At 42.9% G+C, this 25,838-nt stretch carries 22 protein-coding genes; 8 read left to right on the plus strand and 14 right to left on the minus strand.

Annotated features, from left to right (window positions below):
- Window positions 1-272 precede the first annotated feature (272 nt).
- From Q1W14_RS15720 to Q1W14_RS15730, 3 genes are all read right to left on the minus strand, one after another.
- Window positions 273-947 (minus strand): bifunctional 4-hydroxy-2-oxoglutarate aldolase/2-dehydro-3-deoxy-phosphogluconate aldolase, encoded by a 675-nt coding sequence (locus Q1W14_RS15720; protein WP_300703088.1) that lies wholly within the window; start codon window positions 945-947, stop codon window positions 273-275.
- Between the two features lie 71 nt (window positions 948-1,018).
- Entirely contained in the window at window positions 1,019-1,384 is a 366-nt protein-coding gene (locus tag Q1W14_RS15725; protein WP_300703089.1) for a four helix bundle protein, read from the minus strand.
- Window positions 1,385-1,435: 51 nt separating this feature from the next.
- A complete protein-coding gene (locus Q1W14_RS15730) occupies window positions 1,436-2,461 on the minus strand; it encodes a sugar kinase (RefSeq protein ID WP_300703091.1) in 1,026 nt (341 codons plus the stop codon).
- A 361-nt stretch (window positions 2,462-2,822) separates the two neighbouring features.
- On the opposite strand from Q1W14_RS15730, the gene Q1W14_RS15735 reads away from it, so the two are divergent.
- The 5 genes from Q1W14_RS15735 (at window position 2,823) to Q1W14_RS15755 (ending at window position 8,833) form a co-directional block, all read left to right on the plus strand.
- Window positions 2,823-3,884: a LacI family DNA-binding transcriptional regulator gene (locus tag Q1W14_RS15735; RefSeq protein WP_300703092.1), complete on the plus strand. Its 1,062-nt coding sequence runs from the start codon at window positions 2,823-2,825 to the stop codon at window positions 3,882-3,884.
- Between the two features lie 60 nt (window positions 3,885-3,944).
- Window positions 3,945-5,435, plus strand: coding sequence for a UxaA family hydrolase (locus tag Q1W14_RS15740; protein WP_300703093.1), 1,491 nt, complete (start codon window positions 3,945-3,947; stop codon window positions 5,433-5,435).
- A gap of 144 nt (window positions 5,436-5,579) precedes the next feature.
- The gene (locus tag Q1W14_RS15745; protein ID WP_300703094.1) at window positions 5,580-6,929 is read left to right on the plus strand and encodes a Na+/H+ antiporter NhaC family protein; all 1,350 of its coding nucleotides are present in this window, start codon (window positions 5,580-5,582) and stop codon (window positions 6,927-6,929) included.
- 139 nt (window positions 6,930-7,068) lie between these two features.
- The gene (locus Q1W14_RS15750) at window positions 7,069-7,611 is read left to right on the plus strand and encodes a 30S ribosomal protein S16 (protein ID WP_300703095.1); all 543 of its coding nucleotides are present in this window, start codon (window positions 7,069-7,071) and stop codon (window positions 7,609-7,611) included.
- Between the two features lie 124 nt (window positions 7,612-7,735).
- A complete protein-coding gene (locus tag Q1W14_RS15755; RefSeq protein ID WP_300703096.1) occupies window positions 7,736-8,833 on the plus strand; it encodes a TlpA disulfide reductase family protein in 1,098 nt (365 codons plus the stop codon).
- Between the two features lie 127 nt (window positions 8,834-8,960).
- Here Q1W14_RS15755 and Q1W14_RS15760 read toward each other — a convergent pair whose 3' ends face one another.
- The gene (locus Q1W14_RS15760) at window positions 8,961-9,932 is read right to left on the minus strand and encodes a cobalamin biosynthesis protein (protein ID WP_300703098.1); all 972 of its coding nucleotides are present in this window, start codon (window positions 9,930-9,932) and stop codon (window positions 8,961-8,963) included.
- A gap of 249 nt (window positions 9,933-10,181) precedes the next feature.
- Here Q1W14_RS15760 and Q1W14_RS15765 point away from each other — a divergent pair, with 249 nt between their 5' ends.
- The 3 genes from Q1W14_RS15765 to Q1W14_RS15775 all read left to right on the plus strand — a co-directional run bounded on the left by Q1W14_RS15765 (window position 10,182) and on the right by Q1W14_RS15775 (window position 12,286).
- Window positions 10,182-10,949, plus strand: coding sequence for a threonine/serine exporter ThrE family protein (locus Q1W14_RS15765; protein WP_300703100.1), 768 nt, complete (start codon window positions 10,182-10,184; stop codon window positions 10,947-10,949).
- A gap of 81 nt (window positions 10,950-11,030) precedes the next feature.
- Window positions 11,031-11,525, plus strand: a complete 495-nt coding sequence (locus Q1W14_RS15770; protein ID WP_300703101.1) for a threonine/serine exporter family protein — start codon at window positions 11,031-11,033, stop codon at window positions 11,523-11,525.
- 29 nt (window positions 11,526-11,554) lie between these two features.
- A complete protein-coding gene (locus tag Q1W14_RS15775; protein WP_300703102.1) occupies window positions 11,555-12,286 on the plus strand; it encodes a DUF6064 family protein in 732 nt (243 codons plus the stop codon).
- A gap of 100 nt (window positions 12,287-12,386) precedes the next feature.
- Here Q1W14_RS15775 and gpmA read toward each other — a convergent pair whose 3' ends face one another.
- The 10 genes from gpmA to Q1W14_RS15825 all read right to left on the minus strand — a co-directional run bounded on the left by gpmA (window position 12,387) and on the right by Q1W14_RS15825 (window position 25,480).
- Window positions 12,387-13,133 carry a 2,3-diphosphoglycerate-dependent phosphoglycerate mutase gene (gpmA, locus tag Q1W14_RS15780; RefSeq protein ID WP_300703103.1) on the minus strand — a complete coding sequence of 249 codons (747 nt, stop codon included), beginning with the start codon at window positions 13,131-13,133 and terminating at the stop codon, window positions 12,387-12,389.
- Window positions 13,134-13,329: 196 nt separating this feature from the next.
- Window positions 13,330-15,894: a glycosyltransferase family 1 protein gene (locus tag Q1W14_RS15785; RefSeq protein WP_300703104.1), complete on the minus strand. Its 2,565-nt coding sequence runs from the start codon at window positions 15,892-15,894 to the stop codon at window positions 13,330-13,332.
- 29 nt (window positions 15,895-15,923) lie between these two features.
- Window positions 15,924-17,585 carry a glycogen/starch synthase gene (locus Q1W14_RS15790; protein WP_300703105.1) on the minus strand — a complete coding sequence of 554 codons (1,662 nt, stop codon included), beginning with the start codon at window positions 17,583-17,585 and terminating at the stop codon, window positions 15,924-15,926.
- Window positions 17,586-17,804: 219 nt separating this feature from the next.
- On the minus strand, window positions 17,805-18,269 hold the full coding sequence (locus Q1W14_RS15795) for a V-type ATP synthase subunit K (protein WP_300703106.1): 465 nt from the start codon (window positions 18,267-18,269) through the stop codon (window positions 17,805-17,807).
- Between the two features lie 102 nt (window positions 18,270-18,371).
- Entirely contained in the window at window positions 18,372-20,186 is a 1,815-nt protein-coding gene (locus Q1W14_RS15800; protein WP_300703108.1) for a V-type ATPase 116kDa subunit family protein, read from the minus strand.
- Window positions 20,183-20,788: a V-type ATP synthase subunit D gene (locus tag Q1W14_RS15805; protein ID WP_300703110.1), complete on the minus strand. Its 606-nt coding sequence runs from the start codon at window positions 20,786-20,788 to the stop codon at window positions 20,183-20,185. Before Q1W14_RS15805 ends, Q1W14_RS15800 begins: the two co-directional genes overlap by 4 nt.
- 26 nt (window positions 20,789-20,814) lie before the next feature.
- Window positions 20,815-22,143, minus strand: a complete 1,329-nt coding sequence (locus Q1W14_RS15810; RefSeq protein WP_300703111.1) for a V-type ATP synthase subunit B — start codon at window positions 22,141-22,143, stop codon at window positions 20,815-20,817.
- 116 nt (window positions 22,144-22,259) lie between these two features.
- Window positions 22,260-24,014 carry a V-type ATP synthase subunit A gene (locus Q1W14_RS15815; RefSeq protein ID WP_300703112.1) on the minus strand — a complete coding sequence of 585 codons (1,755 nt, stop codon included), beginning with the start codon at window positions 24,012-24,014 and terminating at the stop codon, window positions 22,260-22,262.
- 19 nt (window positions 24,015-24,033) lie between these two features.
- The gene (locus Q1W14_RS15820; RefSeq protein ID WP_300703113.1) at window positions 24,034-24,876 is read right to left on the minus strand and encodes a DUF2764 domain-containing protein; all 843 of its coding nucleotides are present in this window, start codon (window positions 24,874-24,876) and stop codon (window positions 24,034-24,036) included.
- A gap of 13 nt (window positions 24,877-24,889) precedes the next feature.
- Entirely contained in the window at window positions 24,890-25,480 is a 591-nt protein-coding gene (locus Q1W14_RS15825) for a hypothetical protein (RefSeq protein ID WP_294594041.1), read from the minus strand.
- Window positions 25,481-25,838: the final 358 nt, after the last annotated feature.

Below are 25,838 nucleotides of genomic sequence, written 5' to 3' on the forward strand. Positions count from 1 at the left end.
CAACAGATTGTAAAAAGTCAATCGTTTCATAAGGTGTTCGTATTATAGCAATTCTTATTGACCTTGACAAAAATAGACCTTTTTTTGCACAGCACAAACAAATGCTATAAAAAAACAAACCACCGAAGTACCGCAGCACTTCGATGGTTGTCCTCTTTAAACACCTTTAAACAAAACAATTATAAGTACAATTTACGATGTACGATGTACGATTTGCTATGCAGATTATAGCGCAGCCAAATCGTACATCGTAAATCGTACATCGTAAATCATCATGCTTGTTTTCTTGCTTCGGCAATATATGCCAGAGCTTCTTTGCACTTTTCTGTAACGTATGCCCAGTCTTCGGCAGCCACTTTATCATTCGGGAAGAGTTTAGAACCCATACCCACACAGAATACACCTGCCTTAATCCAAGAAGTCAAGTTTTCCTGAGTTGGTTCAACGCCTCCGGTTACCATCAGTTTTGACCAAGGCATAGGAGCTAACAGACCTTTTACGAGTTTTGCTCCCAGCACATCACCGGGGAAGATTTTGCAAAGATCGCAACCTACTTCTTGAGCAAATCCTACTTCAGACACGCTTCCGCATCCCGGAGTGTAAGCCACCAGGCGACGGTTACAGATCTTAGCTATTTCAGGATTGAACAACGGTCCTACCACAAAGCAGGCACCAATTTGCAAATATAGCGCTGCCGTTGCAGGATCAACAATAGACCCTACTCCCATCGCCATCTCCGGACATTCCTTTGCCGCGAATTTTACTACTTCAGCAAATACTTCATGAGCAAAGTCGCCACGGTTAGTAAATTCGAATGCACGAACTCCACCCTCATAACAAGCCTTTACTACTTTCTTTGCCACTTCTGCATCTTTATGGTAGAATACAGGAACCATTCCGGTTGAACCGATCTTATTTAATACGGCAATCTTATCAAACCTACTCATAATCTTATTTACGATTTAACGATTTACAATTTACGATTGATATTACTTTAATTTATTTACGATTTAACGATTCATACTTCTTTTGCCAACCGATTCCTTGTAGTGATAATAGAACTCACTATAATCTTATACAATTCATGCGCTTCCTGTTGCAAGTCATACAGTTTATTGGCGGGAATCATTTCACTTTCAGCTATAATTTCTAACCAGTGTATAGTTTCATCAAGTTCTTCTTCTACCATTTTCAACTTATTCAGAAAATCCTTATCTGACTTTCCCAAGCAAGCTGCTCTATAATTAGCGGCAGGAGATGTTCCGGAACGTACTATTTGTTTGGCTATAGCTATTGATGAAATCCGGTTCGGCATACAATCTACCATTTTAATTATCCTCAAAGAAAATTCTTTCAGCCTAATTTTCAATTCTTCTGAATTCATTTCTACAGTAATTTCAATCGTAAATTGTAAATTGTCAAATCGTACATAGCTTTATCTTTGCACACGACCACTTGCATCGCCACCAGCCAGCGCTTCTACCTCTTCTACAGAAACCAGGTTGAAGTCACCATTGATAGTGTGTTTCAGTGCTGAAGCAGCTACAGCGAATTCAAGAGCAGCAGCCTGGTTGGGCTTCGTCATCAGACCATGAATGATACCACCTGAGAAAGAATCGCCACCACCTACACGGTCGATGATCGGATCAATATCGTAACGCTTAGACTGATAGAATTCCTCACCGTTGTAAATCATTGCCTTCCAACCATTGTGAGTAGCGGAGAATGATTCACGCAAAGTAGAAATTACATATTTGAATCCGAACTCTTTAGCCATCGCTTTGAAGATACCTTTGTAGCCTTCAGCATCAGTTTTACCACCTTCTACGTCAGCATCGGGTTTGAAACCCAGACAGAGTTCGGCATCTTCTTCGTTACCGATACAAACGTCTACAAACTGCATAAGAGGTTTCATGATTGATTGGGCTTTTTCTTTCGTCCAGAGTTTCTTACGGAAGTTGAGATCAACAGAAACGATTACATCGTGACGTTTGGCAGCTTCGCAAGCCAGACGGGTCAGTTCGGCAGCTTTGTCGGAGATAGCGGGAGTAATGCCTGACCAGTGGAACCAGTCGGCACCTTCCATAATAGCGTCGAAATCAAAATCAGCAGGTTCGGCTTCGGCGATGGAAGAGTGTGCACGGTCGTAAATAACCTTGCTGGGACGCATAGAAGCACCGGTTTCAAGATAGTAGATACCTACACGGTCGCCACCACGTGAGATAAAGTCTGTTTTTACGCCATACTTGCGCAGCGCATTCACCGCAGACTGACCAATTTCGTGTTTCGGCAACTTGGTTACAAAATAAGCATCATGTCCGTAGTTGGCACAGCTGACTGCTACATTAGCCTCACCGCCACCATATACTACATCAAAAGAGTCGGATTGTACAAAGCGAGTGTTCCCCGGAGTAGACAATCTCAGCATGATTTCACCTAATGTAACTACTTTCTTTCCCATAATTTTTATGTTTTTATTAAATATGTGATTAATTTGTTTCCTTTCAATTTATCATATCAGGGTATAAAATCCATATAAGTACCTGATTATATGTGAACTAATTCGTGCTTTCGTTTGTTCTATACAGGCACCGTGTGCGGGCACAAAGATACAACAATTTTTGAAATACAAAAAATTATCATATATTTGTGTCGAAAATATTAAGATTATTATTGTGTGCGAGCACAAAACGATGTACGATTGAACGATTTACGATGTACGATTAAAGTTAGACCCTTTAATCAAGATAAGAACATCGCATCATCGTCAGCCAAGCAAACTTCAATCGTACATCGTAAATCGTTAAATCGTAAATAAAAAGATGTCAGAAAGAATTAGAATAAAGGACATCGCCAAAATGGCGGATGTATCGGTGGGCACCGTTGACCGTGTAATCCATGGACGTAGCGGCGTTTCTGAGGCTAGCCGGAAGCGTGTGGAAGAAATTTTAAAGCAACTGGACTACCAGCCCAACATGTATGCCAGCGCTTTGGCATCAAACAAAAAGTATGCATTTGCCTGCCTGCTGCCTATGCACCAGAAAGGGGAATACTGGACGGACGTAGAATCCGGCATCCACGAGGCTGTAGAGACTTATTCCGACTTCAATGTAAGCGTGCTACTCTCCTATTACGATCCGTATGATTACCATTCGTTTGCCGAAGCTTCCGGTAGCATTCTGGAACAAGAACCGGACGGAGTAATGTTCGCCCCTACTGCTCCGCAATATACCAAGCCCTTTACAGATGGTCTGACCGAACGAAATATACCTTATATATATATCGACTCAAATATCAAGGAAGAACCTGCCCTCTCCTTCTTCGGACAAAACTCACACCAAAGCGGATATTTCGCCGCTCGCATGCTGATGCTTCTTGCCGGAGAAGATGCGAAGGAGATTGTTATCTTCCGCAAGATAAACGAGGGTATTGTAGGTTCAAACCAGCAAGAACGCCGCGAAATAGGTTTCCGTGAGTACATGCAGAAATACCATCCCGCCTGCCACATCCTGGGACTGGATTTACATGCCAAACGCGACAGTGAGGACTCGCAAATGCTGGACGATTTCTTCCGTAAACATCCTACCGTAAAGAATGGCATCACTTTCAACTCCAAAGCATACGTGATTGGCGAATATTTGCAGAAAAAGCAAATAACCGGTTTCAATCTTATGGGATACGACTTACTGCAACGCAATGTGGACTGCCTGATGCAAGGCAGTATCTCCTTCCTTATTGCCCAACAACCTAGATTGCAGGGTTTTGACGGCATCAAAGTTTTGTGCGAACATCTTATTCTGAAAAAAGAAATCGCAAGAGAAAACTTCATGCCTATTGATTTGTTGACAAAAGAGAATATTGAATTTTATATAAACAATGATTAATATTTAATAGGCTGCGCAATAACACCGAATGGCATTAATCATTAAACATTGATCATTGAAATGGAAACCAAATATTTGAAAATAAACCCTGCCGATAATGTTGCAGTAGCCATAGTAGCCCTGCCAGCTGGTGAAAAGTTAACGATAGACGGAAAGGAAATCACATTGAATGAAGATGTGCCTGCCGGACACAAATTCGCACTGAAAGATTTCGCTGAAGGCGAGGACATCATCAAGTACGGTTATCCCATCGGACACGCCCAGAAAGTGCAAAAACAGGGTGACTGGATGAATGAAAACAATATCAAAACCAACCTCTCCGGTTTGCTGGAATATACCTACAAGCCCGTGAATGCGGATCTGGATATTCAGAAAAAGGACTTGACTTTTAAAGGTTACCGTCGGAAAAACGGAGATGTAGGGGTCCGCAATGAAATCTGGATTATCCCTACCGTAGGTTGTGTAAACGGCATTGTCAACCAGCTTGCCGAAGGTTTGCGCCGTGAAACGAACGGTATAGGCGTGGATGCAATTATGGCTTATCCGCATAATTACGGTTGCTCACAACTGGGCGATGACCATGAAAATACAAAGAAGATTCTCAGGGATATGGTGTTGCATCCCAATGCAGGTGCAGTGCTCGTTGTGGGCTTGGGTTGTGAAAACAATCAGCCGGATGTGTTCCGTGAGTTTCTGGGCGAATACGATCAGGATCGTGTGAAATTTATGGTTACGCAAAAGGTAGGTGACGAATACGAAGAAGGCATGGAACTCTTACGCGACCTTTATGCAAAAGCAAGCCGGGACCAGCGTGAAGATATTCCGTTGAACGAACTGCGTGTAGGCTTGAAGTGCGGCGGTTCGGATGGTTTCTCGGGTATCACAGCCAATCCGTTGCTCGGAATGTTCTCCGACTTCCTGATTGCCCAAGGCGGTACAAGCGTACTGACGGAAGTACCCGAAATGTTCGGCGCAGAAACGATTCTGATGAATCGTTGCCGTACAAAAGAATTATTTGACGATACCGTTAAGTTGATAAATGACTTCAAAGAATATTTCCTTTCGCACGGCGAACCGGTCGGTGAGAATCCGTCTCCGGGCAACAAAGCCGGCGGTATCTCCACACTCGAAGATAAAGCACTGGGATGTACACAGAAATGTGGTAAGAGCTATGTAGAAGGAGTACTTCCATACGGCGAACGTCTGAAAGTAAAAGGCCTGAACCTGTTGTCCGCTCCGGGCAATGACTTGGTGGCAGCTACTGCCCTTGCCTCTTGCGGATGTCACATAGTACTGTTTACTACAGGACGCGGCACCCCGTTCGGAACGTATGTACCGACCATGAAGATTTCTACAAATTCTACGTTGGCAAAGAACAAACCGGGCTGGATTGATTTCAACGCAGGCGTCATTGTTGAAAACGAACCGATGGAAAAGACGTGCGAACGTTTCATTGATTATATAATCAAGGTTGCAAGCGGTGAATTTGTCAACAATGAAAAGAAGGGATACAAAGAAATAGCGATCTTTAAAACAGGGGTAACCTTGTAAGAGTGGAAAGTGGAAAGTTGAGAATTGAAAGTTTAGAACCGGAAGTTGAAAAATAGATAGAGAGATGGGTGGCGCAAAACTATTTTGCGTCACTCTTTGTTTTTTATAACTTTGCAGCGGTTTTAATAAATAGCAAGTATAGACATGTCTTCACTTACAAATACAACTCAAAAGCAAGGAGGCTGGTGGGCGCTCAGTCCGCTGATGGTATTTCTTTGTCTTTACCTGGTGACTTCTCTCCTGGTGAACGACTTCTATAAAGTCCCTATCACCGTTGCATTCCTGCTCTCTTCTTGTTATGCGATTGCCATTACACGGGGGCTGAAGCTGGAGCAACGTATCTACCAATTCTCGGTAGGTGCCAGCAACAAGAATATCATGTTGATGGTATGGATCTTTATCCTTGCCGGCGCATTTGCCCAAAGTGCCAAACAGATGGGTGCCATTGATGCAACGGTAAACCTCACTTTACATATTTTGCCGGACAACTTATTGCTTGCAGGCATCTTCATTGCCGCCTGCTTCATCTCCCTCTCTATCGGAACAAGCGTAGGAACGATTGTTGCGTTGACTCCTGTAGCCGTGGGACTTGCCGAAAAGACGGGAATCGATCTTCCTTATATGGTTGCCATTGTAGTGGGCGGTTCATTCTTCGGAGATAATCTTTCATTTATATCCGATACCACTATTGCCTCGACCAAAACGCAGGATTGCGTAATGCGGGACAAATTCCGGGTGAACTTTATGATTGTAGTACCTGCGGCGATCATCGTACTGGGTATTTACATCTTCCAAGGATTATCCATATCCGCACCCGCACAGGTACAAGCCATCGAATGGATCAAAGTAATCCCCTACCTCATTGTATTGGGCACTGCTATAGCGGGTGTCAATGTGATGTTGGTACTTCTACTCGGAATTATCTCGACCGGAATTATTGGAATATGCACAGCTACGGGAATAATCAGTATCGGTGCGGCTCCGGTAGAAAGTGTAGCGGTAAATACCGCCTTCTTCGATTGGTTCGGTGCCATGGGCACAGGCATAACGGGTATGGGAGAACTTATCATCATAACGTTGCTGGCAGGTGGTATGTTGGAAACGATCCGTTACAACGGAGGCATAGATTTCATTATTTCACGCCTCACCCGTCACGTCACAGGCAAGCGGGGGGCAGAATTCAGCATTGCCGCCCTCGTCAGTATTGCCAATCTCTGTACCGCCAACAATACAATAGCCATTATCACCACCGGACCAATAGCCAAAGACATCGCACAACGTTTCCATCTGGACCGCCGCAAAACGGCAAGTATTCTGGATACATTCTCATGCCTCATACAAGGAATCATTCCATACGGAGCGCAAATGCTGATTGCTGCGGGGCTGGCAAGCATTTCACCTCTCAGCATCATAGGAAATTTATATTATCCCTTCTGCATGGGAGCCTGTGCCATATTGGCTATAATTATAAGATATCCGAGGAGATACTCTTGAAATTTATGATTTAATTTGCTCATACAATGCAATTAAATCGTAAATCGTAAATCGTAAATCAAAAAATTATCTTACCTTTGCAGCCGCTATTACGAGATAGTAGCATAATTCAAATCATTAACTAAAACATTTAAATTAAATGGCAACAAAAATCAGATTGCAAAGACATGGACGTAAGAGCTACGCTTTCTACTCTATCGTTATTGCAGATGTAAGAGCACCACGTGATGGTAAATTTATTGAGAAGATTTGTACTTACAACCCTAACACCAATCCTGCCACAGTAGATTTGAAGTTCGACCGCGCACTTGACTGGGTATTGAAAGGCGCACAACCTACTGACACCGTTCGTAATATTCTTTCTGACGAAGGCGTATACATGAAGAAACATCTTCTTGGCGGTGTAGCAAAAGGTGCATTTGGTGAAGCAGAAGCTGAAACTAAATTCGAAGCTTGGAAGAACAACAAACAAACAGGTTTGGCTGCCCTGAAAGCTAAAGAAGACGAAGCTAAGAAAGCTGACGCAAAAGCACGTCTGGAAGCAGAAAAGAAAGTAAATGCAGAAAAAGCTAAAGCATTGGCTGAAAAGAAAGCCGCTGAAGCTGCTGCTAACGCACCTGCAGAAGAAGCAACTGAGGCTCCTGCCGAAGAAGCTCCCGCTACAGAAGCTGCTGCTGAATAATAGTAAGCACAGCATTATCTACAAAAATGGGATTAAAACTATAAAATCCTCTCCGGTACTATCGGAGGGGATTTTTTATTTATTATCTTTGTAACTATTATCATTCACTTAAAAGAATCAAGCAATGAAAAAGTTAATTTATCTCCTCGCTGTTACTGCCGTATTTGCAGCTTGTAACAGTGGAAACAAGGGCTACACCATAACTGGAACCGTAGATGGTTCGGCCAATGGTGACACCGTATTCCTGGAAACTGTAGAAGGACGCCAATTCGTAAAATTGGATACTGCAGTAATCGAAAACGGAACTTTCACCTTTAAAGGTACACAAGACTCTGCTGTCAATCGTTACATCACTTACAAACCGGCTGGAAAAGAAGGCATCGCAATCGATTTCTTCCTCGAAAACGGAAATATCAACATCAAGATGTCTCAGGATGAAAAATCTGCTACCGGTACAACTAACAATGATATTTTCCAAGGAATCAGAGTACAGATGGACGGCGTGAACAAGCAGATGATGACTATCTATGAATCCATGTCCGATACTACTTTGACCGACGAACAACGTCAAGCCAAAGGTCAGGAAATGGACGCATTAGATAATAAGCTCATAGAAATTGCAAAAGCAGAAATCGGCAAGAACATAACCAACCCTGTAGGTATACTCCTGTTGAAACAGAATTACTACTACTTGGATGTTGCAGATCTTGATCCGTTAATGCCGCAAATCCCTGCCGCTTATAACAATGACGAAGTTATTACCAAAATTAAAAACAACGTAGAAAACATGAAAGCTACTGCCGTAGGACAAAAGTTCACAGATTTCGAAATGCTGACTCCGGAAGGTAAGGCTGTAAAGCTGTCTGATTATGCAGGTAAAGGTAAAGTAGTCCTCGTTGACTTCTGGGCTAGCTGGTGTGGTCCTTGCCGCCGCGAAATGCCTAACCTGGTAGAAGCATACGCCAAATACAAAAACAAGAACTTCGAAATCGTAGGTGTATCATTAGACCGTGACGGCGAAGCTTGGAAAGAGGGTATCAAAAAGCTGAACATCACCTGGCCGCAAATGTCCGACTTGAAATACTGGGACAATCAGGCAGCTAAAATGTATGCTGTAAGCAGCATTCCTCACACTATGCTGATTGACGGTGAAGGTACTATCATTGCACGTGGCTTGCACGGTGACCAACTGGAAGCTAAATTAGCGGAAGTAGTAAAATAAGCGGAAGCCTGAGAAAACAATATAAATGACGCACTTCGATAAGGTAAATGACATTGATCATGCCTTACGAAGTGCGTCATTCGTATTTAGAAACTGCGTCGTTTCAGTTGATAAGGTGTGTCGTTTCTCAGGAGAAGATACGTTCTGCCATCTCCTTGCCCAACCGAATAGTCTCCCACTGTGCTTCTTCATCATCATCCGACGGAGAAAGTACAACGTTAGCATCCGGCAAGCACAAAGTAAAACGTTTCAAAGGAATATAATTCAATACATTCTCCGTCTTGGCTTGCAGCTCGTCCAGTTCATCTTCATGGGGATAGCGGGAAAGGACAAAGCCGAATATCGCCTCCTTTTCATGCAAGAACCATAACAGACGCGTACGGTCGCAAGAACCACAATCGTAATTCAAGAAATAAGCATCGGCTCCATGCAATTGCACCAACATGTCTGTCGGAGCATGGAAAGCGACAAACATTCCGGCAGGACGTTCACGCAACACACGGTTATTCAGGTTAATGGTTTCTTCCATAACTACGGAATGAACACCATCGAACTGTATATAACGGCAACCTGCCTCAGAAAGCTTATTTAGTAGGAATTTATAAGCAGAAGCTATATCGTCCGCCAAGAGGCGCAAATCCGGATAGATGGTTTCCAACTGGCTCCGTTCCACTCTTTGAAGGAGCTGTGTCATTACTTCGGCAGGCGAAGGAATATGTTGTTTCGACATTACGTCTGTACCGGCTACAGAAACTAAGAAAGTAAATTCTTCGAGAATAGGATGTTGAAGCAGATTTATACGATCAGTAATTTCCAAGGCAGAACCTTCGGTGAAAAGTGTATTATCTTTAGTACGAATACCTTCCCAGCTTTCCAAAAAATCACGGCTTCGGAAACCACCGTCGGAAACGACTTTCATATCTGACGCTTTGAGTCTGTCTACAAGTTTGCGGATTTCCGCATCCTCTATCTCCTGCAAAGTATGTCGATTAATCTGTTCTTTCTGATATTGTTCACGGGCTTTTTTCAATACTGATGGTACACAGAATGCACCTGCAATGTCCAATTTATAAGGGGGAAATACATTTGCCATATTCATTTTTCCTTTGAGTTATAAAAAACAATGATGCTTCATTCTAATACCCTTACTTACTTATTAAGCATTAAGGATGAGAGCGTTAAGCAAACTGACGAAATGCAAATATAATCAAAGTATTTGAAAATCTATAATCTGATATCATTATTTATCTTCCTTTTACAATTGGAGAATATATATCTTTCGACACAGAATGGTTTCATTTTCCAGCAGAAAGTCTTACCTTTGCACCCGTTTTCAGTAGATATTAGCATGAACTCATCGAAAGAACTAAAGGATATTGCACGATTCCTTCAAGAATACGCCAACCGACTCATGGGATCGGGGGTGCATACTTCGCGTGTAATACGAAATACCCGAAGGATAGGGCATTCATTAAATGTAGATGCCAAAATAAGTCTTTTCCAAAAGACACTTGTCATTAGTGTGTGTGATAATGATAGTCAGGAAGTGTATAATGAAGTATCTATTATACCCGCCTTCCCTATCAGTTTCGAGCTGAATGCCGAGTTGAGTGCACTCAGTTGGGAAGCATACGACAACAACCTGCCCCTCGAAACTTTGTGGGACAAGTACGAACAAATCATTACCCACCCCAAGATGGACCCGCTTTGTACGCTCTTCCTTGTTGGTTTTGCCAATGCGTCATTCTGTGCCTTGTTCGGTGGAGATTGGACTGCTCGGGGCATCGTATTTTCCGCCACACTGATCGGCTTCTATATCAAGCAGGTGATGCAGAAAAAGCACTTCAACCATTACATCATTTTTGTGGCATCTGCTTTCATAGCATCGCTGGTTGCTTCATCGGCATTGACACTCAATACTACAGCCGAAATAGCCATTGCAACCAGTGTTCTCTTCCTTGTACCGGGTGTCCCTTTGCTGAACGGGGTTATCGACATTGTAGAAGGGCACTCGCTGACCGGATGTAGCCGCCTTATCCACGCATTATTACTGGTGCTGTGCATCGCCGTGGGTTTGTCCGGTACACTTATGCTTATCAGAAACAGTCTGCTTTAGATGAGACCAGGGAACAAGGAAGATCGCTAACGATCCGACAATTCGTAATTCGTAATTTATAATTTGTAATTAGTAATTATTATGCCACTAATAGATATACTTTCTGACGGAATATTTGCCGCCATCGCTGCCATTGGTTTCGGAGCTATCTCCGATCCTCCATTGCGCGCATTTTCTTCGATTGCACTGCTTGCTGCCATAGGGCACGCACTTCGCTTCTGCCTGATGACTTATTTAGGAGTTGATATTGCCACCGCTTCGCTGTGCGCTTCCTTCTCCATCGGTATGGGTAGTTTGTTGTTGGGCAAACGAATCTATTGCCCGATGACGGTGCTTTACATCCCTGCATTGTTGCCTATGGTTCCGGGTATGTATGCTTACAAGATTGTATTCGCACTGATTATGTTCATGCAAAATCTGAAAGTACCGGAACTTCAACAAAAATATATGATGGAGATGTGTACGAATTCTGTGGTAACGTGCAGCGTCATCTTCATGCTGGCTGTAGGGGCAACGATACCGTTATTCCTTTTCAAAACCCGGGCATTCTCAATGACAAGACACGAGAAATATTAAGAATTAAAAATTATAAATTATAAGAGCTGATGGAAATATTTTGGAGTACTATTGCGCAATACAATGAGGGTACGTGGTGGGCACAGATCATTATTACTCTGGTGGGTATTATACTGACTATCCTGCTTTACCGGAAACCTACAGTTTGGGTAAAACGTTCTATGAAAATCTACATGGTGTTCCTGAACAGCTGGATATCCATTGTTTACTACATGATATATTGCGGCACACGAAGTTATAATTATATTCTCGCTATATTCTGGGGTATTATGGCGCTTATATGGTTATGGGATTTAATAGCCAACTATACACCCTTTGAACGTAACCCTAAATATAAAGTGTTGGTGGGCGTACTTTTTGCAATGCCTTTCCTCTACCCTCTTTTCTCATGGGCACGAGGAATGGAGTTTCCAATGATGACTAGCACTGTGATGCCTTGTTCGGTAGCTGTATTCACTATCGGATTGCTACTGGCATTCTCCCGCAAAGTCAATCTGCTTGTTATCTTGTTTCTATGCCACTGGGCACTCATTGCATTTTCTAAAGTTTATATCTACAAGATACCCGAAGACCTTTTGCTGGCAAGTGCCACCGTACCCGCCATCTATTTATTCTTCAAGAATTATTTCGACCAGAACCTGCATAAAGAAACCAAGCCGAGCGCTCGTTTCATGAACTGGTTCCTCATCGTAATCTGCGCAATCATTGGCATTTTTCTGAGCATTACACTATTCCACGGGTTAATAGAGAACAAGGTATAAAACTCCTTTCCTAAATAATATGTCCCGCATGAAACTTACTTTTCATGCGGGACATTCTTTTTACCCTAATTTTACCTATTATCTTATTAAGCCAACCATCTTATTTCTTTTTTCCTTGATTAGCAACTGCTTCCATCAACTTCCTGATCTCTTCCGGATCGCCCAGGAAGTAATCGTTAACTAGATTCAGTTCATCATCGAATTCGAAGACATAAGGTACAGCAGTAGGCAGGTTCAGATGAACAATCTCATCATCCGGAATGTGTTTCAAATGCTTGATAATACCTCGCAAACTATTGCCATGTGCTACTACCAATAGCTCATCCGCCGTTTTCAGGTTCGGAAAGATTACGCATTTCCAATACGGCATGATACGTTCAATCGTATCTTTCAGCGATTCAGTACGCGGAAGCTCTGCATCAGGCACTTCCTGATAACGGTCTTCGAAACGCGGATTACGCGGATCATCCTCTGTAAGTGGATGGGGAGCAATGTCAAAACTCCTACGCCAGACCAATACTTGTTCGTCACCATACTTAGCTGCCGTCTCAGCCTTGTTCAAACCTTGCAACTGACCGTAATGCTTTTCGTTCAATCGCCAGGACTTTTCCACCGGAATCCAATCCTGATCCATACGATCTAATACGGAGTTCAATGTTTTAACAGCACGCTTTAAGTAAGAAGTATATGCTTTCTTAAAATGAAAGCCTTTTTCCTTCAGCAACTCGCCTGCCTTTATAGCTTCGGATACACCTTTTTCCGTCAAATCGACATCTGTCCAACCTGTAAAACGGTTCTCTTTATTCCATGCGCTCTCGCCGTGGCGGAGCAATACAATCCTTTTCATATCCTATTGAAGTTCTTTTAGTTTTCAATAGAAACACTTGAAATAACTGTTTGTTCATCCCTTAAATACATACTAAAAAAAAACAGACCATCCGTTCACTCGAAACAGATAGTCTGTTTGCACCAAATAGATGGTGCGTTTTGCATTAACAGACGGTCTATTCAGTACAAACAGACCGTCTGTTTTTATCTTTATCTTATACGAACCAACGAACGTAACAGAAGTCCTGACGGTGAGGAAGATCTGCATTTTTCGGGAACATACGGTATGATATCTTGAAGCTTCCGGCATTTTCCAGCTTATGTTTAACCTGGAAAGTATATAGGTTGCCTTCTTTCTTCACTACGTTGAACGGTTCTACAGAGTAAACGTGTTGTTTACCATCCTGAGCCGTATAAGTAGTTACCAATTCCAGACCGATTGCATCGTTCAATCCCTTTTCATCAATTACGTAAGTAATAGTATATTCCTTACCGCTTTCAACAGCACCTGTGATGATTTCCTCACACTTGTCGCAAGATACAACTTCAATGCTATCCCACTTAGCTACCACTTCTTCTTTCCAAGCTGCAAGTTCTTTCGCCTTAGCATTGTCGTTAGCAGACAACATCTTGAAACGCTTTGCTTCCTTGTTATAGAATTTATTGAAGTAATCGTCCAACTGACGCTTCATGGTATAGTGCGGTGCAATTTGTGCAATAGAATTCTTGATAGTCTTCACCCAACCTTCAGAATAACCCTTCTTGTTGCGTGCATAGTACAACGGCAGGATCTCTTGTTCAAGAATGCTGTAGATAGTAGCAGCATCGAGTTGATCCTGGAATTCCTGATTCTGGTAAGTACGCTTTTCAGTCAACGCCCATCCGGCACCTTCGCGGTAACCTTCCAACCACCAACCGTCGAGTACGGAGAAGTTTACAACACCATTCATCAACGCTTTCTCACCGGATGTACCGGATGCTTCGAGCGGACGTGTCGGAGTATTCAACCAAATATCTACACCGGAAACGAGGCGACGAGCCAACTGCATATCATAATTTTCGAGGAAGATAATCTTACCTAAGAACTCAGGACGACGAGAAATCTCAATGATTCTCTTAATCAATCCCTGACCGGCACCATCGTGCGGGTGAGCCTTACCTGTAAACAAGAACTGAACCGGATAATCGGGGTTGTTTACGATCTTAGAAAGACGTTCCAAGTCGGTGAACAACAAGTGTGCACGTTTGTAAGTAGCAAAACGACGTCCGAAACCAATCAAAAGAGCGTTCGGGTTGATCTTATCCAACAGAGAAACGATGCGTGAAGGATCACCTTGGTTCTTCAACCAAGTTTCACGGTATTGCTTACGAACATGGTCTATCAACTTGTTCTTCATAGCCATACGAGTCTTCCAGATTTCTTCGTCAGCTACGTTATAGATAGCTTCCCAAATCTTAGCATTGGATTGATCGAACAAGAAGTTTTCATCGAAATGTCTTGCATAAAGCTCTTTCCATTCCGTTGCGCTCCATGTGGGGAAGTGTACACCATTGGTTACATAACCTACATGGCTTTCTTCAGGGAAGTAACCTTGCCAAAGAGGAGCAAACATCTCCTGAGATACTTTTCCATGCAACCAGCTTACACCGTTCACTTCCTGAGAAGTGTTGCAAGCAAAGATTGACATACAGAAGCGTTCGCCCTTATCACCCGGATTGTTACGGCCGAGATCCATAAGATCGTCCCAGCTGATACCCATCTTTGAAGGATATCCACCCATATATTTGCCGAAGAGTCCTTCGTCAAAATAGTCGTGACCGGCAGGAACCGGAGTATGTACGGTATACAAAGAAGAAGCGCGTACCAACTCGATAGCCTGATCGTATGTCAAACCACTGGCTACGTAATCGCTGATGCGTTGTACGTTAATCAGGGCTGCATGTCCTTCGTTACAGTGATAAATATTTTTCTTGATGCCCAGTTTTTTCAGCGTCAAAATACCACCGATACCAAGCAGAATTTCTTGTTTCAGACGGTTTTCCCAGTCGCCACCATAAAGTTGGTGAGTGATAGAACGGTCATATTCGCTATTCATTTCATTGTCTGTATCGAGCAGGTAAAGCGAGATACGTCCAACATTTACTCTCCAAACCAAAGCATGTACGTAGTAGTCCAAATAAGGAACATCTACCACAATTTGATTTCCATGTTCGTCCAATACACGATCCAAAGGCAACTGACCGAAGTTTTGTGCTTCGTAGTTAGCAACCTGCTGTCCGTCCATTGACAAAGATTGAGTAAAGTAGCCATAACGGTATAAGAAACCTACTGCACACAAATCTACATTGCTGTCAGAAGCTTCTTTCAAGTAGTCACCGGCAAGTACACCCAGACCACCGGAGTATATCTTAAGTACAGAAGTCAAACCATATTCCATGCTGAAATATGCTATAGAGGGGCGATTGCTATCAGGCTTAACGTCCATATATGCACGGAATTTAGAATATACGCTTTCCATTCTACGCAGAATAACCTTGTCGTTGGCAAGTGCTTCAAGTTTAGCATAACTCATACGTTCCAACAGAAGTACGGGGTTCTGTCCGACTTCTTTCCAAAGAGCAGGATCAAGGTCTCTAAATAGTTCAGTAGCCTCATAATTCCACGACCACCAAATGTTACGTGCCAGTTCAGATAATTTCTCCAATTGAGCGGGAATATGTGATTTTACAGTCACGTCTTTCCAGTTCGGAGTATTCACATTACTAACTTTAATCTTCATTGTATAAACTTGATTGATTTATAATTACGTTAACCTAATTGACGCTTTACAGCATTGCGCAAGGCAACATCATAAGCTTCATAATAATACTTTATAAAGTGCTTCCACAGAGCTTGTTCGGCAACTATACCGGCACGTTTGCGGATTTCTTTTATTTCAGCCTCCGATTTAGTGGAGAAGAGGGCAATCGTATCTTTAATGCCATCTGCCACTTCAGAGTAGTTATAGTCTGAACGGTGAAGTACCTCTACCCCATCATCAATGCCATGTTGGTTCTTCAGGCTGTTTACCCAAAGTCCGAAACCGGCAAGGTCAGTGGTAATAGTCGGTACACGGAAGGCTACACTCTCCAACGGAGTATATCCCCACGGTTCATAATAGGACGGATAGACGCTGAGGTCTTCTCCCAATATCAGGTCATAATACTGCTTGTTAAGGATGCCGTCTTTACCATCCAGGTAACAAGGCACGAATACAACCTTTACTTTATCCTCAGGACGGTTGCCCATACCAAGGTATTTCAGCATATCCAGCACCTGGTCATGCGTCATGTTGTGCAGCCAGTGAGTGATGAAGGGCACTTCGAGCGGAGTAGTAAACATCTCCTTGCTTTTGAGACGTTGCTGCAAGTCCTCACGAGGATCACCTACCCATCCGGGTACATTAATGAAAGCCAGTACTTTCTTTTTCAAATCTTTATCACGGTTCAGTCGATTCAATGATTCCAGGAATACATTGATCCCTTTATTCTTGAACTCGTATCGCCCGCTGGTACCAATAATTAAGGTATCATCGTCCAAGTCTACACCCAACAAACAATTAGCTACGCGCAGCATAGTAGAACGTGCACGTTTACGTTTGCCTGTAAAAGTAGCGCCCTTGGGCACGAAATCATCCTCAAAACCGTTCATTAGGATGACATCGGCAGGCTTATCAAGTAATTCCTTACACTCATTGTTCGTGATTTCACTCACGGTAGTAAAGCAGTCCACATAATGAGCTGCTTGCTTTTCAATAGAATGCTTGGACTCCATATTCAGTTCTTGTGCCATCTGGTCGCCATTGTATGCAAACAGATAGTCATATAATGGTTTATCATTACCGGCAATGGATCTGCCTATGGAAGTGGCGTGTGTAGTAAAGATAGTTGCAATTTCAGGAACAGCTATTTGAAGATAGAGTGCCGCCATACCGGTCATCCATTCGTGAGCCTGGAATACGACTTTATCTGTCTCCATAAGGTTATAGCGATAGAAACTCTCTATAACTTTTCCCGTAGCGTATGCAAACATGGATGCTTCATCATAATCGCCATAGCCATGCAGTGAATCCACTTGGTAGTGATTCCACATTTCGGCATATATCTCATCCTTTTGTGCGAAGAACGGTTGAAAATCAACCAATATAACAATAGGTTCGCCCGGAATGTTCCAGCGACCTACACGAACCGAGAGGTTATCTTTTTCAGCAGCATGACTCTTCCACGCTGCACAGAGGTTATCTGATTCTATGAATAGAGGATTTTCTTTACCTTGCCAAAAATCTGGTCCTATAAAAAAAAGTCTATCACGAAATTTATCTTGTAACGTATTTGCCCTCGTTGACAAAACTGTATAGATACCGCCTACTTTATTACATACTTCCCAGCTAGCTTCGAAGATGTAATCGGGGGTAAGTAGCTCATTTACCATACTATGTTATAATCTCTTTATCTTAATAATGGCTGCAAAAGTACGCATTATTCTTTGAAAAATAGCCTATTAATCGAAAAATCTGATTAAATATGCATAAACAAACGTTTGCATAAAATATTTAATAAGCAAAAAATATCTTAAATACAGAAACAAGAAAGCCCTGTAACATCCTATTACAGGACGTTACAGAGCTTTCCTAAAATCGAGTTATCTTCTTTATGCAACCAGTGCACTACCAATCAAGAAAGTTGCAGCCAATGCCACAATAGCGTAAAGTTCGGGGAATACAGCGAGGATCAGCGTGTTGCTGAATACATCGTGTCCCTGGCCGATTGCAGCGATACCGTTTGCACAAACCTGTCCCTGACGGATAGCTGAGAATAAAGCAACCAAACCGAGAGCAATACCTGCACCCAGGATAGCAGCTGCCTGAATAGCTGTCATTTCAGGAGTAAGAAGACCAAAAATTGTCTGGAACATAAAGTAACCGGCAAATCCATACAAACCTTGTGTACCCGGAAGAGCAGTCAACACCAGAAAGTTACCAAATGCACTATCATTCTTCTTCAATGCTCCGATTGCTGCGTTACCTGCAATTGTTACTCCGTAGGCACTACCGATACCTGACAAACCAACCATAATCGCAATGCCAATGTAGGCAATCAATAAATTCATTTCCATAATCTTATTCTTTTTTTATTGTTTATATTTCACTTATTTCTTCGTTAATGCCGCAGCCTAATATCGTGCAGCCTTAATTTTTAAAATCTCTATTTCTAATTCTTATTTCTTAAACGGTTTGTATTCCTTTCCTCCTCCTGCGTAACCGGAATTCTTGAAGAATTCTACGAATGTCAGACGCATGGGGTGAACCATTGCTCCAAGCACATTCATAAAGATGTTGATGGAGTGTCCGATGACGAAGATCAATACCATTACAATAGGTCCTGCAATCACATTGTCAGGGCTCATACCCACTGCCAAGCTATTGAATACTCCGGCAAGAATACCTCCCGAAAGTCCCAAGGCAAACAGTCGGACATACGACAATACATCACCCAGCAGACCTGTAGCCATGTTGTAAGAGTCCCAAACACCTAAACCGATGTTAAGGAATACATTCTTACCCGGACTGTTGAAGAGGAATATCATAGCTGCCGCTACACCGAGGATACACAGATGTACAGTACCTCCTAACGGCATAATCTCCGGTAGCAATGCACCTATAGCGCAAGAAATCAACAGAACAATCCAACCGATAGTAGCTATAGCATACTTAAAGCCGAATTGTATCCCTTGATTCACAGCTTTCAATACCATACCGAAAAGGATTTGAACAGCACCCAATATCAAGGATAACTGGAATAAATCGTTATTATCCAGGAATAAGTGCTTCTTCATCTCTTGGAACAACGGTACATTGAGATCGTAAAGGCTGAAACCAAAGAAGGTACCAGTCAACATTCCACAGAAGAAAGTGGAAGCCGCCAATATCTGTATCAGCGAAAGAACCGGCTTCATCGTTGCACTGATATTCTTTGCGAATATGCGGTAAAGTGTCGCTCCAAGGAACAGGAACAAACCATAACCGGAGTCTCCCAGACACAAACCGAAAAATATCATAAAGAAAGGTGCAAAGAACGGAGTCAAATCCAATTCATTGTACTTAGGCAGCATATAGAGCTTACATATCGGTTCAAACCAGGAAAAGAAGCCTTTATTATTCAATTGAATAGGCACATTATCGCCCGGTTCGGGAGAAGTTACTTCATAGTATACATGTTGCGCATCCAGCCATGCCGAGATCTCAGGGATTCGGGAAGCAGGCGCCCAACCTTGTAATAACATCAATTTCTCCCCTACCGTAGATTCGGTATTCAGCATTACCTTCGAGAATTCCATTTCTCCGTTCACCTCTTTCAAGGCGGCACGCAGTGACGGAAGTTCTTTCTCAGCAAGTACCTTCAACTTCTCTTCGTTATCGGTCAACGCCTGCACTGTCTCATCACAAAGCGTTTGTAGCCGGTTCAGCGAATAAGGGGGTAGCTTGGCTTGTTCTACATCCAAGTCTATTTCCTGATCCGCCTTAGTTACAGTAACGAAATAGATACGTGAAGATACACGGTTGATAACCATTGCATTATAAGTATCTTCCCAAGTTGAATCGTAGTTACCTTCGGAACAACTATAAAAACCTACCGACAATCCGGCTTCGTTCAAGCGTTCCAAACCTTCAATTTCAAAATTCCCCCACGGTTCCAAGGCAATCTTTTCCTTCTGATAGGCTTGTAATTGGGTTTGCAGCTTATTTTTCTCGGATTGCAAGATCTCCACTTCTTCCAACACTTCCAGCCCACGACCCGCCGAGCCAGGTGTCTCAGCAACTGCCGACTTAGCCGGTTTCAGTGCCAGCATCATCTTCTCTGTTGCTTGCAGACGGTTAGAAAGGCGAATATTCTCCTGCAATTCCGTATTGTCGGCTACCCCTTGTTGCTTTTCGGCAACATGTACTACACCGAGTTCGCGCACACCGTTCAGGAATGTTTCGTACTCCTTATGATACACAAGGAACGTGAGTTTCTTCATTTTTGTAATCATGACTCTGCCTCCTTCCTTTTCTCTTGATGGGACTTCATGATCTTCTGCGATGATTTGGAGAGGTTCTCCTCATCTTCCATAAACCGTTTGATTTTGCGCAGAGCATCCTGATAGCCCGGAATCTGTACTTTCTCAAAAAGATTCACCTTTTGGGTGGTCTTCTTGCGCGCATGTTCCAGCAGGTTCAGTTTGGCAACGGTAAATTCCCGTTCGATAGCAGTGTGTGCTAATGACTTGAGCAAATGCAACCCGTCTGAATACCATTTCGGGGCATTGAACAAGCTGTAAGGGCGTATCTCAAAATCTACATTTTCGAGCAATGGCACCCGCACACCGGCAATCTTCTTCACACCAAGATGAACATCACTGACCTTTATCAATGAGGTATCAAACTCATTCCAAAGGGCGAACATGGCTTCATAAGCTTGGATTTCCTTTTCCAACCTCGCATCCAGCGCAGCAGCATCAGCTTTGCAGCGCTTTACTTCCATACGCAGTGCACTCTCCTTATTCTTTATAATAGGAAGCGTACGCACGCGCACCTTCAGTTGCTTTTCCAACAGCTGGAGGGAGGTCTTGTTATATTGAAACTTAATAGCCACTTCTTTTAGTTATTAGTGATAAGTTATTAGTTATTTGCTTTCGGCCAGAATTCGTCTACTAACTCTTTCTTCATGTTCACTTCTTCCGGACGGAAATATTTGCCGAATAAACTCCATGCTACATCGAGCATCTCAGTGGTATCGAGGTTGACGTCGATAGCCAGCAGTTGGTTGGAGTAATCCTTGGCAAAGGCAAGGGTACGTTCGTCATAGTTCGTAAGGTCGAAACCATTCTCTAGTTTGGTCTTGGCATTGGCAGCATCAGCGTACAGACGTACAGCAGCATTCATTACCTGCGGATGGTCTTTACGTGTCTTCTTACCCGTAACAAGTTGTTTCAAACGAGACAAAGAACGGAATGGGTCAACAATAACTTTACCAATATCGCTATCACGACGGAGGAATAACTGACCTTCCGTAATGTAACCCGTATTATCAGGTACAGCATGTGTAATATCGCCACCTGACAATGTAGTCACGGCAATGATCGTGATAGAACCGCCACTAGGGAATTGCACCGCCTTTTCGTAGATCTTTGCCAAATCCGAATAAAGAGAACCCGGCATAGAGTCTTTAGAAGGAATCTGGTCCATACGGTTGGACACAATAGCCAATGCATCGGCGTATGAGGTCATATCGGTAAGCAGTACCAGTACCTTTTCATTGTTATTCACTGCAAAATATTCGGCAGCAGTCAGTGCCATATCCGGAATCAACAGACGTTCTACCGGAGGATTCTCGGTAGTATTCATAAAGCTGACGATACGGTCGAGCGCACCGGCATTGGAGAATACATTCTTGAAATACAGGTAGTCATCATTCGTCATACCCATACCACCCAAGATAATTTTATCAGTCTCCGCACGCAAAGCCACATTCGCCATTACCTGGTTGAAAGGTTGGTCAGGGTCTGCAAAGAACGGAATTTTCTGTCCTGATACCAATGTATTGTTCAAGTCGATACCTGCAATACCCGTTGCAATCAGTTCGGAAGGTTGCTTACGACGTACCGGATTCACGGACGGACCGCCAATTTCCACTTCCTGACCTTCAATCTCCGGTCCTCCGTCAATAGGATCGCCGAAAGCGTTGAAGAAGCGTCCGGCAAGCTGCTCACTCACTTTAATGGTAGGAGCCTTGCCTAAAAACACCACCTCTGCATTGGTCGGAATACCTTCCGTACCCTCGAACACCTGCAAAGTCACATCGTCACCAGCAATCTTCACCACCTGGGCGAGCTTACTGTTTACGGTTGCCAACTCATCATACCCTACCCCGGTTGCCTTCAGCGAACACGTGGCTTTCGTAATCTGAGTAATCTTAGTATATATCTTTTGAAATGCTTTTGTTGCCATCTATATATTTACAATTTAGCGATTTACAATTTAGCGATTGAAAATACTCTCTTACGAAACACAATTACGAAACATTTATTAATCGTAAATCGTACATCGTAAAATCGTACATTCCGTTATGCTTTACGTTCTTCAATCAATTCCTGCAACTGTTTACGGAACTTGTCATACTCTTCCGATTTGAATTTAGAGTAGTTCATCTGCTTGCAGATGTTAATCATCTTCTTGAAGTAATCCATTACTTCATTGAAGTTATCGAAATCAAATTCCGTGTGACAAATATCGATTACCATATTCAGAATAGCTTCCTGACGTTCCATCGGAGTTACAGCATCAATCTCGTCAAAGGCATCTTGTTGTAGAATAACGAAGTCAATCAACTCAGATTTCCAGAAAGTTACGTGATATTCTACAGGTACACCGTCATCACCGAGGATATTGATTTGTTCGGCAATCTCCTTACCACGTTGCAGACGGGTCTTGATTTCATTAACCTTGCCAATCCATTCTGCATTGATGTGCTTAGCGATGTATTCCTCGAATTCAGGATATTCAATATATTTTGAATAAGAATCAATCGGATTAACGGCCGGATAACGCTTCTTGTCTGCACGGTCTTGCTCAAGGGCGTAGAAACAGCGGGCCACCTTCTTTGTATTTTCAGTAACCGGTTCCTTCAAGTTACCACCGGCGGGAGATACCGTACCAATAAAGGTAATAGAGCCTGATTCACCGTTATTCAGTTTCACATATCCGGCACGTCCGTAGAAGTTGGAGATGATAGAAGACAAATCCATCGGGAATGCGTCAGGACCAGGCAACTCTTCCATACGGTTAGACATTTCACGCAATGCCTGTGCCCAACGTGAAGTAGAGTCCGCCATCAACAATACTTTCAAACCCATGCTACGGTAATATTCTGCAATAGTCATAGCTGTGTAAACAGATGCTTCACGGGCAGCTACGGGCATGTTGGAAGTATTGGCAATGATGATCGTACGTTCCATCAATTTACGTCCCGTATGCGGGTCAACCAACTCAGGGAATTCCGTAAAGATTTCTACAACCTCATTGGCACGTTCACCACAAGCAGCGATAATTACAATATCAGCTTCCGCCTGTTTGGAGATAGCATGCTGAAGCACTGTCTTACCTGTACCGAACGGACCGGGAATAAAGCCTGTGCCACCTTCTACAATAGGATTCACGGTATCAATAACACGAACACCGGTTTCCAACAGTTTGAAAGGACGTGGTTTTTCTTTATAGTTGGTCATGGCACGTTTTACAGGCCACTTCTGAATCATATTCACCTTAATATCATTGCCTTCTGCGTCAGTCAACACGGCAACGGTATCTTCAATGCTATATTCTCCTTCCGCAACGATGGACTTCACCGTACAGACACCTTTCAGTTCGAAAGGCACCATAATTTTCAGCGGTTGGAAATTCTCGTCTACTTGACCCAACCAGGCAGCAGCTTCCACTTGATCGCCGACTTTAGCCAATGGTACGAAATGCCACTTGCTGCCTTTATCCAGCGGATAAGTATATTGCCCACGTTTCAGAAAAACGCCATCCATTTTGTCGAGGTCATTTTGTAAACCATCGTAGTTTTTAGAAAGCATACCGGGACCCAAAGTCACTTCGAGCATGTGTCCGGTAAATTCGGCTTCGGCTCCCACTCTTAGTCCGCGCGTGCTTTCAAACACCTGAACGTAGACTTGGGTACCTACCACCTTAATCACCTCCGCCATTAACTTGTCTCCACCGGTCGAGATATAACAAATCTCGTTCTGTGATACAGGTCCGTCAACGACGAGGGTCACCATGTTGGCTATTACGCCACTAACAGTTCCTTTTGTTGCCATATAAATTTACTTATTTATTTTATCTGAATTCTGCGGGTATCTGTACTTCGTCCTTCAATGTAGCAATGATGCTACGGAACAATTGACTACCCTTTTCCTTATCCAATGAAATCCAACGTTCTATCATTTCCAGTTGTAACAGGAAGACAAACAGGCGCTCTATCGTAAAGTAATCGAAGAACGTAGCTTCTTCCATCCAGTTCCAGCGCAGTTGGTCTATTTTCTTTTCCCGTTCTACAAGTCCTTCCGTTTCACTGATTTTCACCAGTTGTTCCAGAACTTCCACTTCGCCGGTCAACCCGAAATCACGGGCACCGGACGTACGCAAGGCTTCGCACACCTCCGTATCGCCCACAATCAGCGAAGCTACATCCATCTTGAATTTCCGCGCTGTAAAAGCAACCAATACATTATTAATAGTAAGGTTGAAGCCATACCATGCAGATACAAACTTATTCTTGCATTTCATGGCGTAAGCATAATATAATGCTGCCAACCGGTCTTCGTGCAGAAAATCTTCTTCGGCAGGCAGATTAAAATAGTCGGAAATAAAAGTAGAAAGGTAAGACGGGAATACACAGTCGGCTATCTCATCGCCTTCTTTCAGCTGCGAGATAAACTCTGCCAATTCCTCCGCAGAATAGATTCCGCGCGGATCAACAATGGCATCCTTGTCTTTCAGTAGTTTCAAGACATTGGCATTGTCATATTGGAGATAGAATAGGTCTATCAGTTTTTTATCCTTGTCAGACAAAGCCGGATAAAGTTCCGTCTTGAAATCAGCTACCGTATAGCTCAACTTGCTGTCCTCTAAAGCGAGTTCGGGCAAACCGGCTACCAAGTAATAATATTGACTCTTCATCCTGTGGGAGTTTTTAGAACAGCATTTCCACTAATTGTGGACGCAGGAATTCTTTGAAGTAATTCATAAATTCTTCTTCACCGAAGTTCACCTTGTATGAACCATCGGCTGGCGAAATAGAGAACAGTGTCTTGATGCCATTCACCTGCTCGATCTTCACACCCTTATCCAGCAAATCTTTTGCTTGGGCAGCAAAGAATTTCTTTAAACCTTCTGCATCGGCTGTAGAAATAATGATTGGTTCGTTAGCGCTCCATTTCGAGGCTAATGCAACGATGAATGCATTGAGATAATTCTTGTCCGCCGTAAATGCCTTTATGTCAGCATTTACAATTGTATCAGTCACCATGGTGGCGATTTCCGATTTCAGCGCATTTACTGCCTGACCGGCAAACAATTTTAATTCAGACTTGGTATTCTCTGCCAATTCTCCGGCAGACTTATGAGCAGTAGCCACGATAGATTCAGCTTCTTTATGAGCATCTTCTACTATCTTCTTGGCTTCTTCCTGAGCTTTTACGATAAGTTTCTGTGCCTCTACGTTTCCTTTCTCTACCCCTTCACGGTAGATCTTATCGGTCAACTCTTGAATTTTGTTTTCCATTTTAACAGGAGTTATTATATAATTTATACTACAATATTAATTGCGTGACTTTTTTCTTCCCTTATTAGATTCGCCTCAAAATTACGAAAATACATTTGATATTAAATATAAAGGAAGCTATAAAAGTTCATACTATTTCCAAAAAAAGTAATTTAGAACAAATTTATACCGTAAAGATACCAAGAAGAAAATATATGAACGAGAAATGATTGATTAAAAAAGGAAAATTAGTGACTGAAGTGGTGAAAATCGCCACTAAAATGGGTAAGTGATGTTACAAAAGCTATCGAAAACTAGAAAAGCACGATTCTATGTAGTTGTTCAAACGCAAAAAGCCCCTGTATCCATGATACAGGGG

Source organism: Bacteroides sp., assembly GCF_030151085.1.
In the GTDB taxonomy this organism is placed as follows: domain Bacteria; phylum Bacteroidota; class Bacteroidia; order Bacteroidales; family Bacteroidaceae; genus Bacteroides.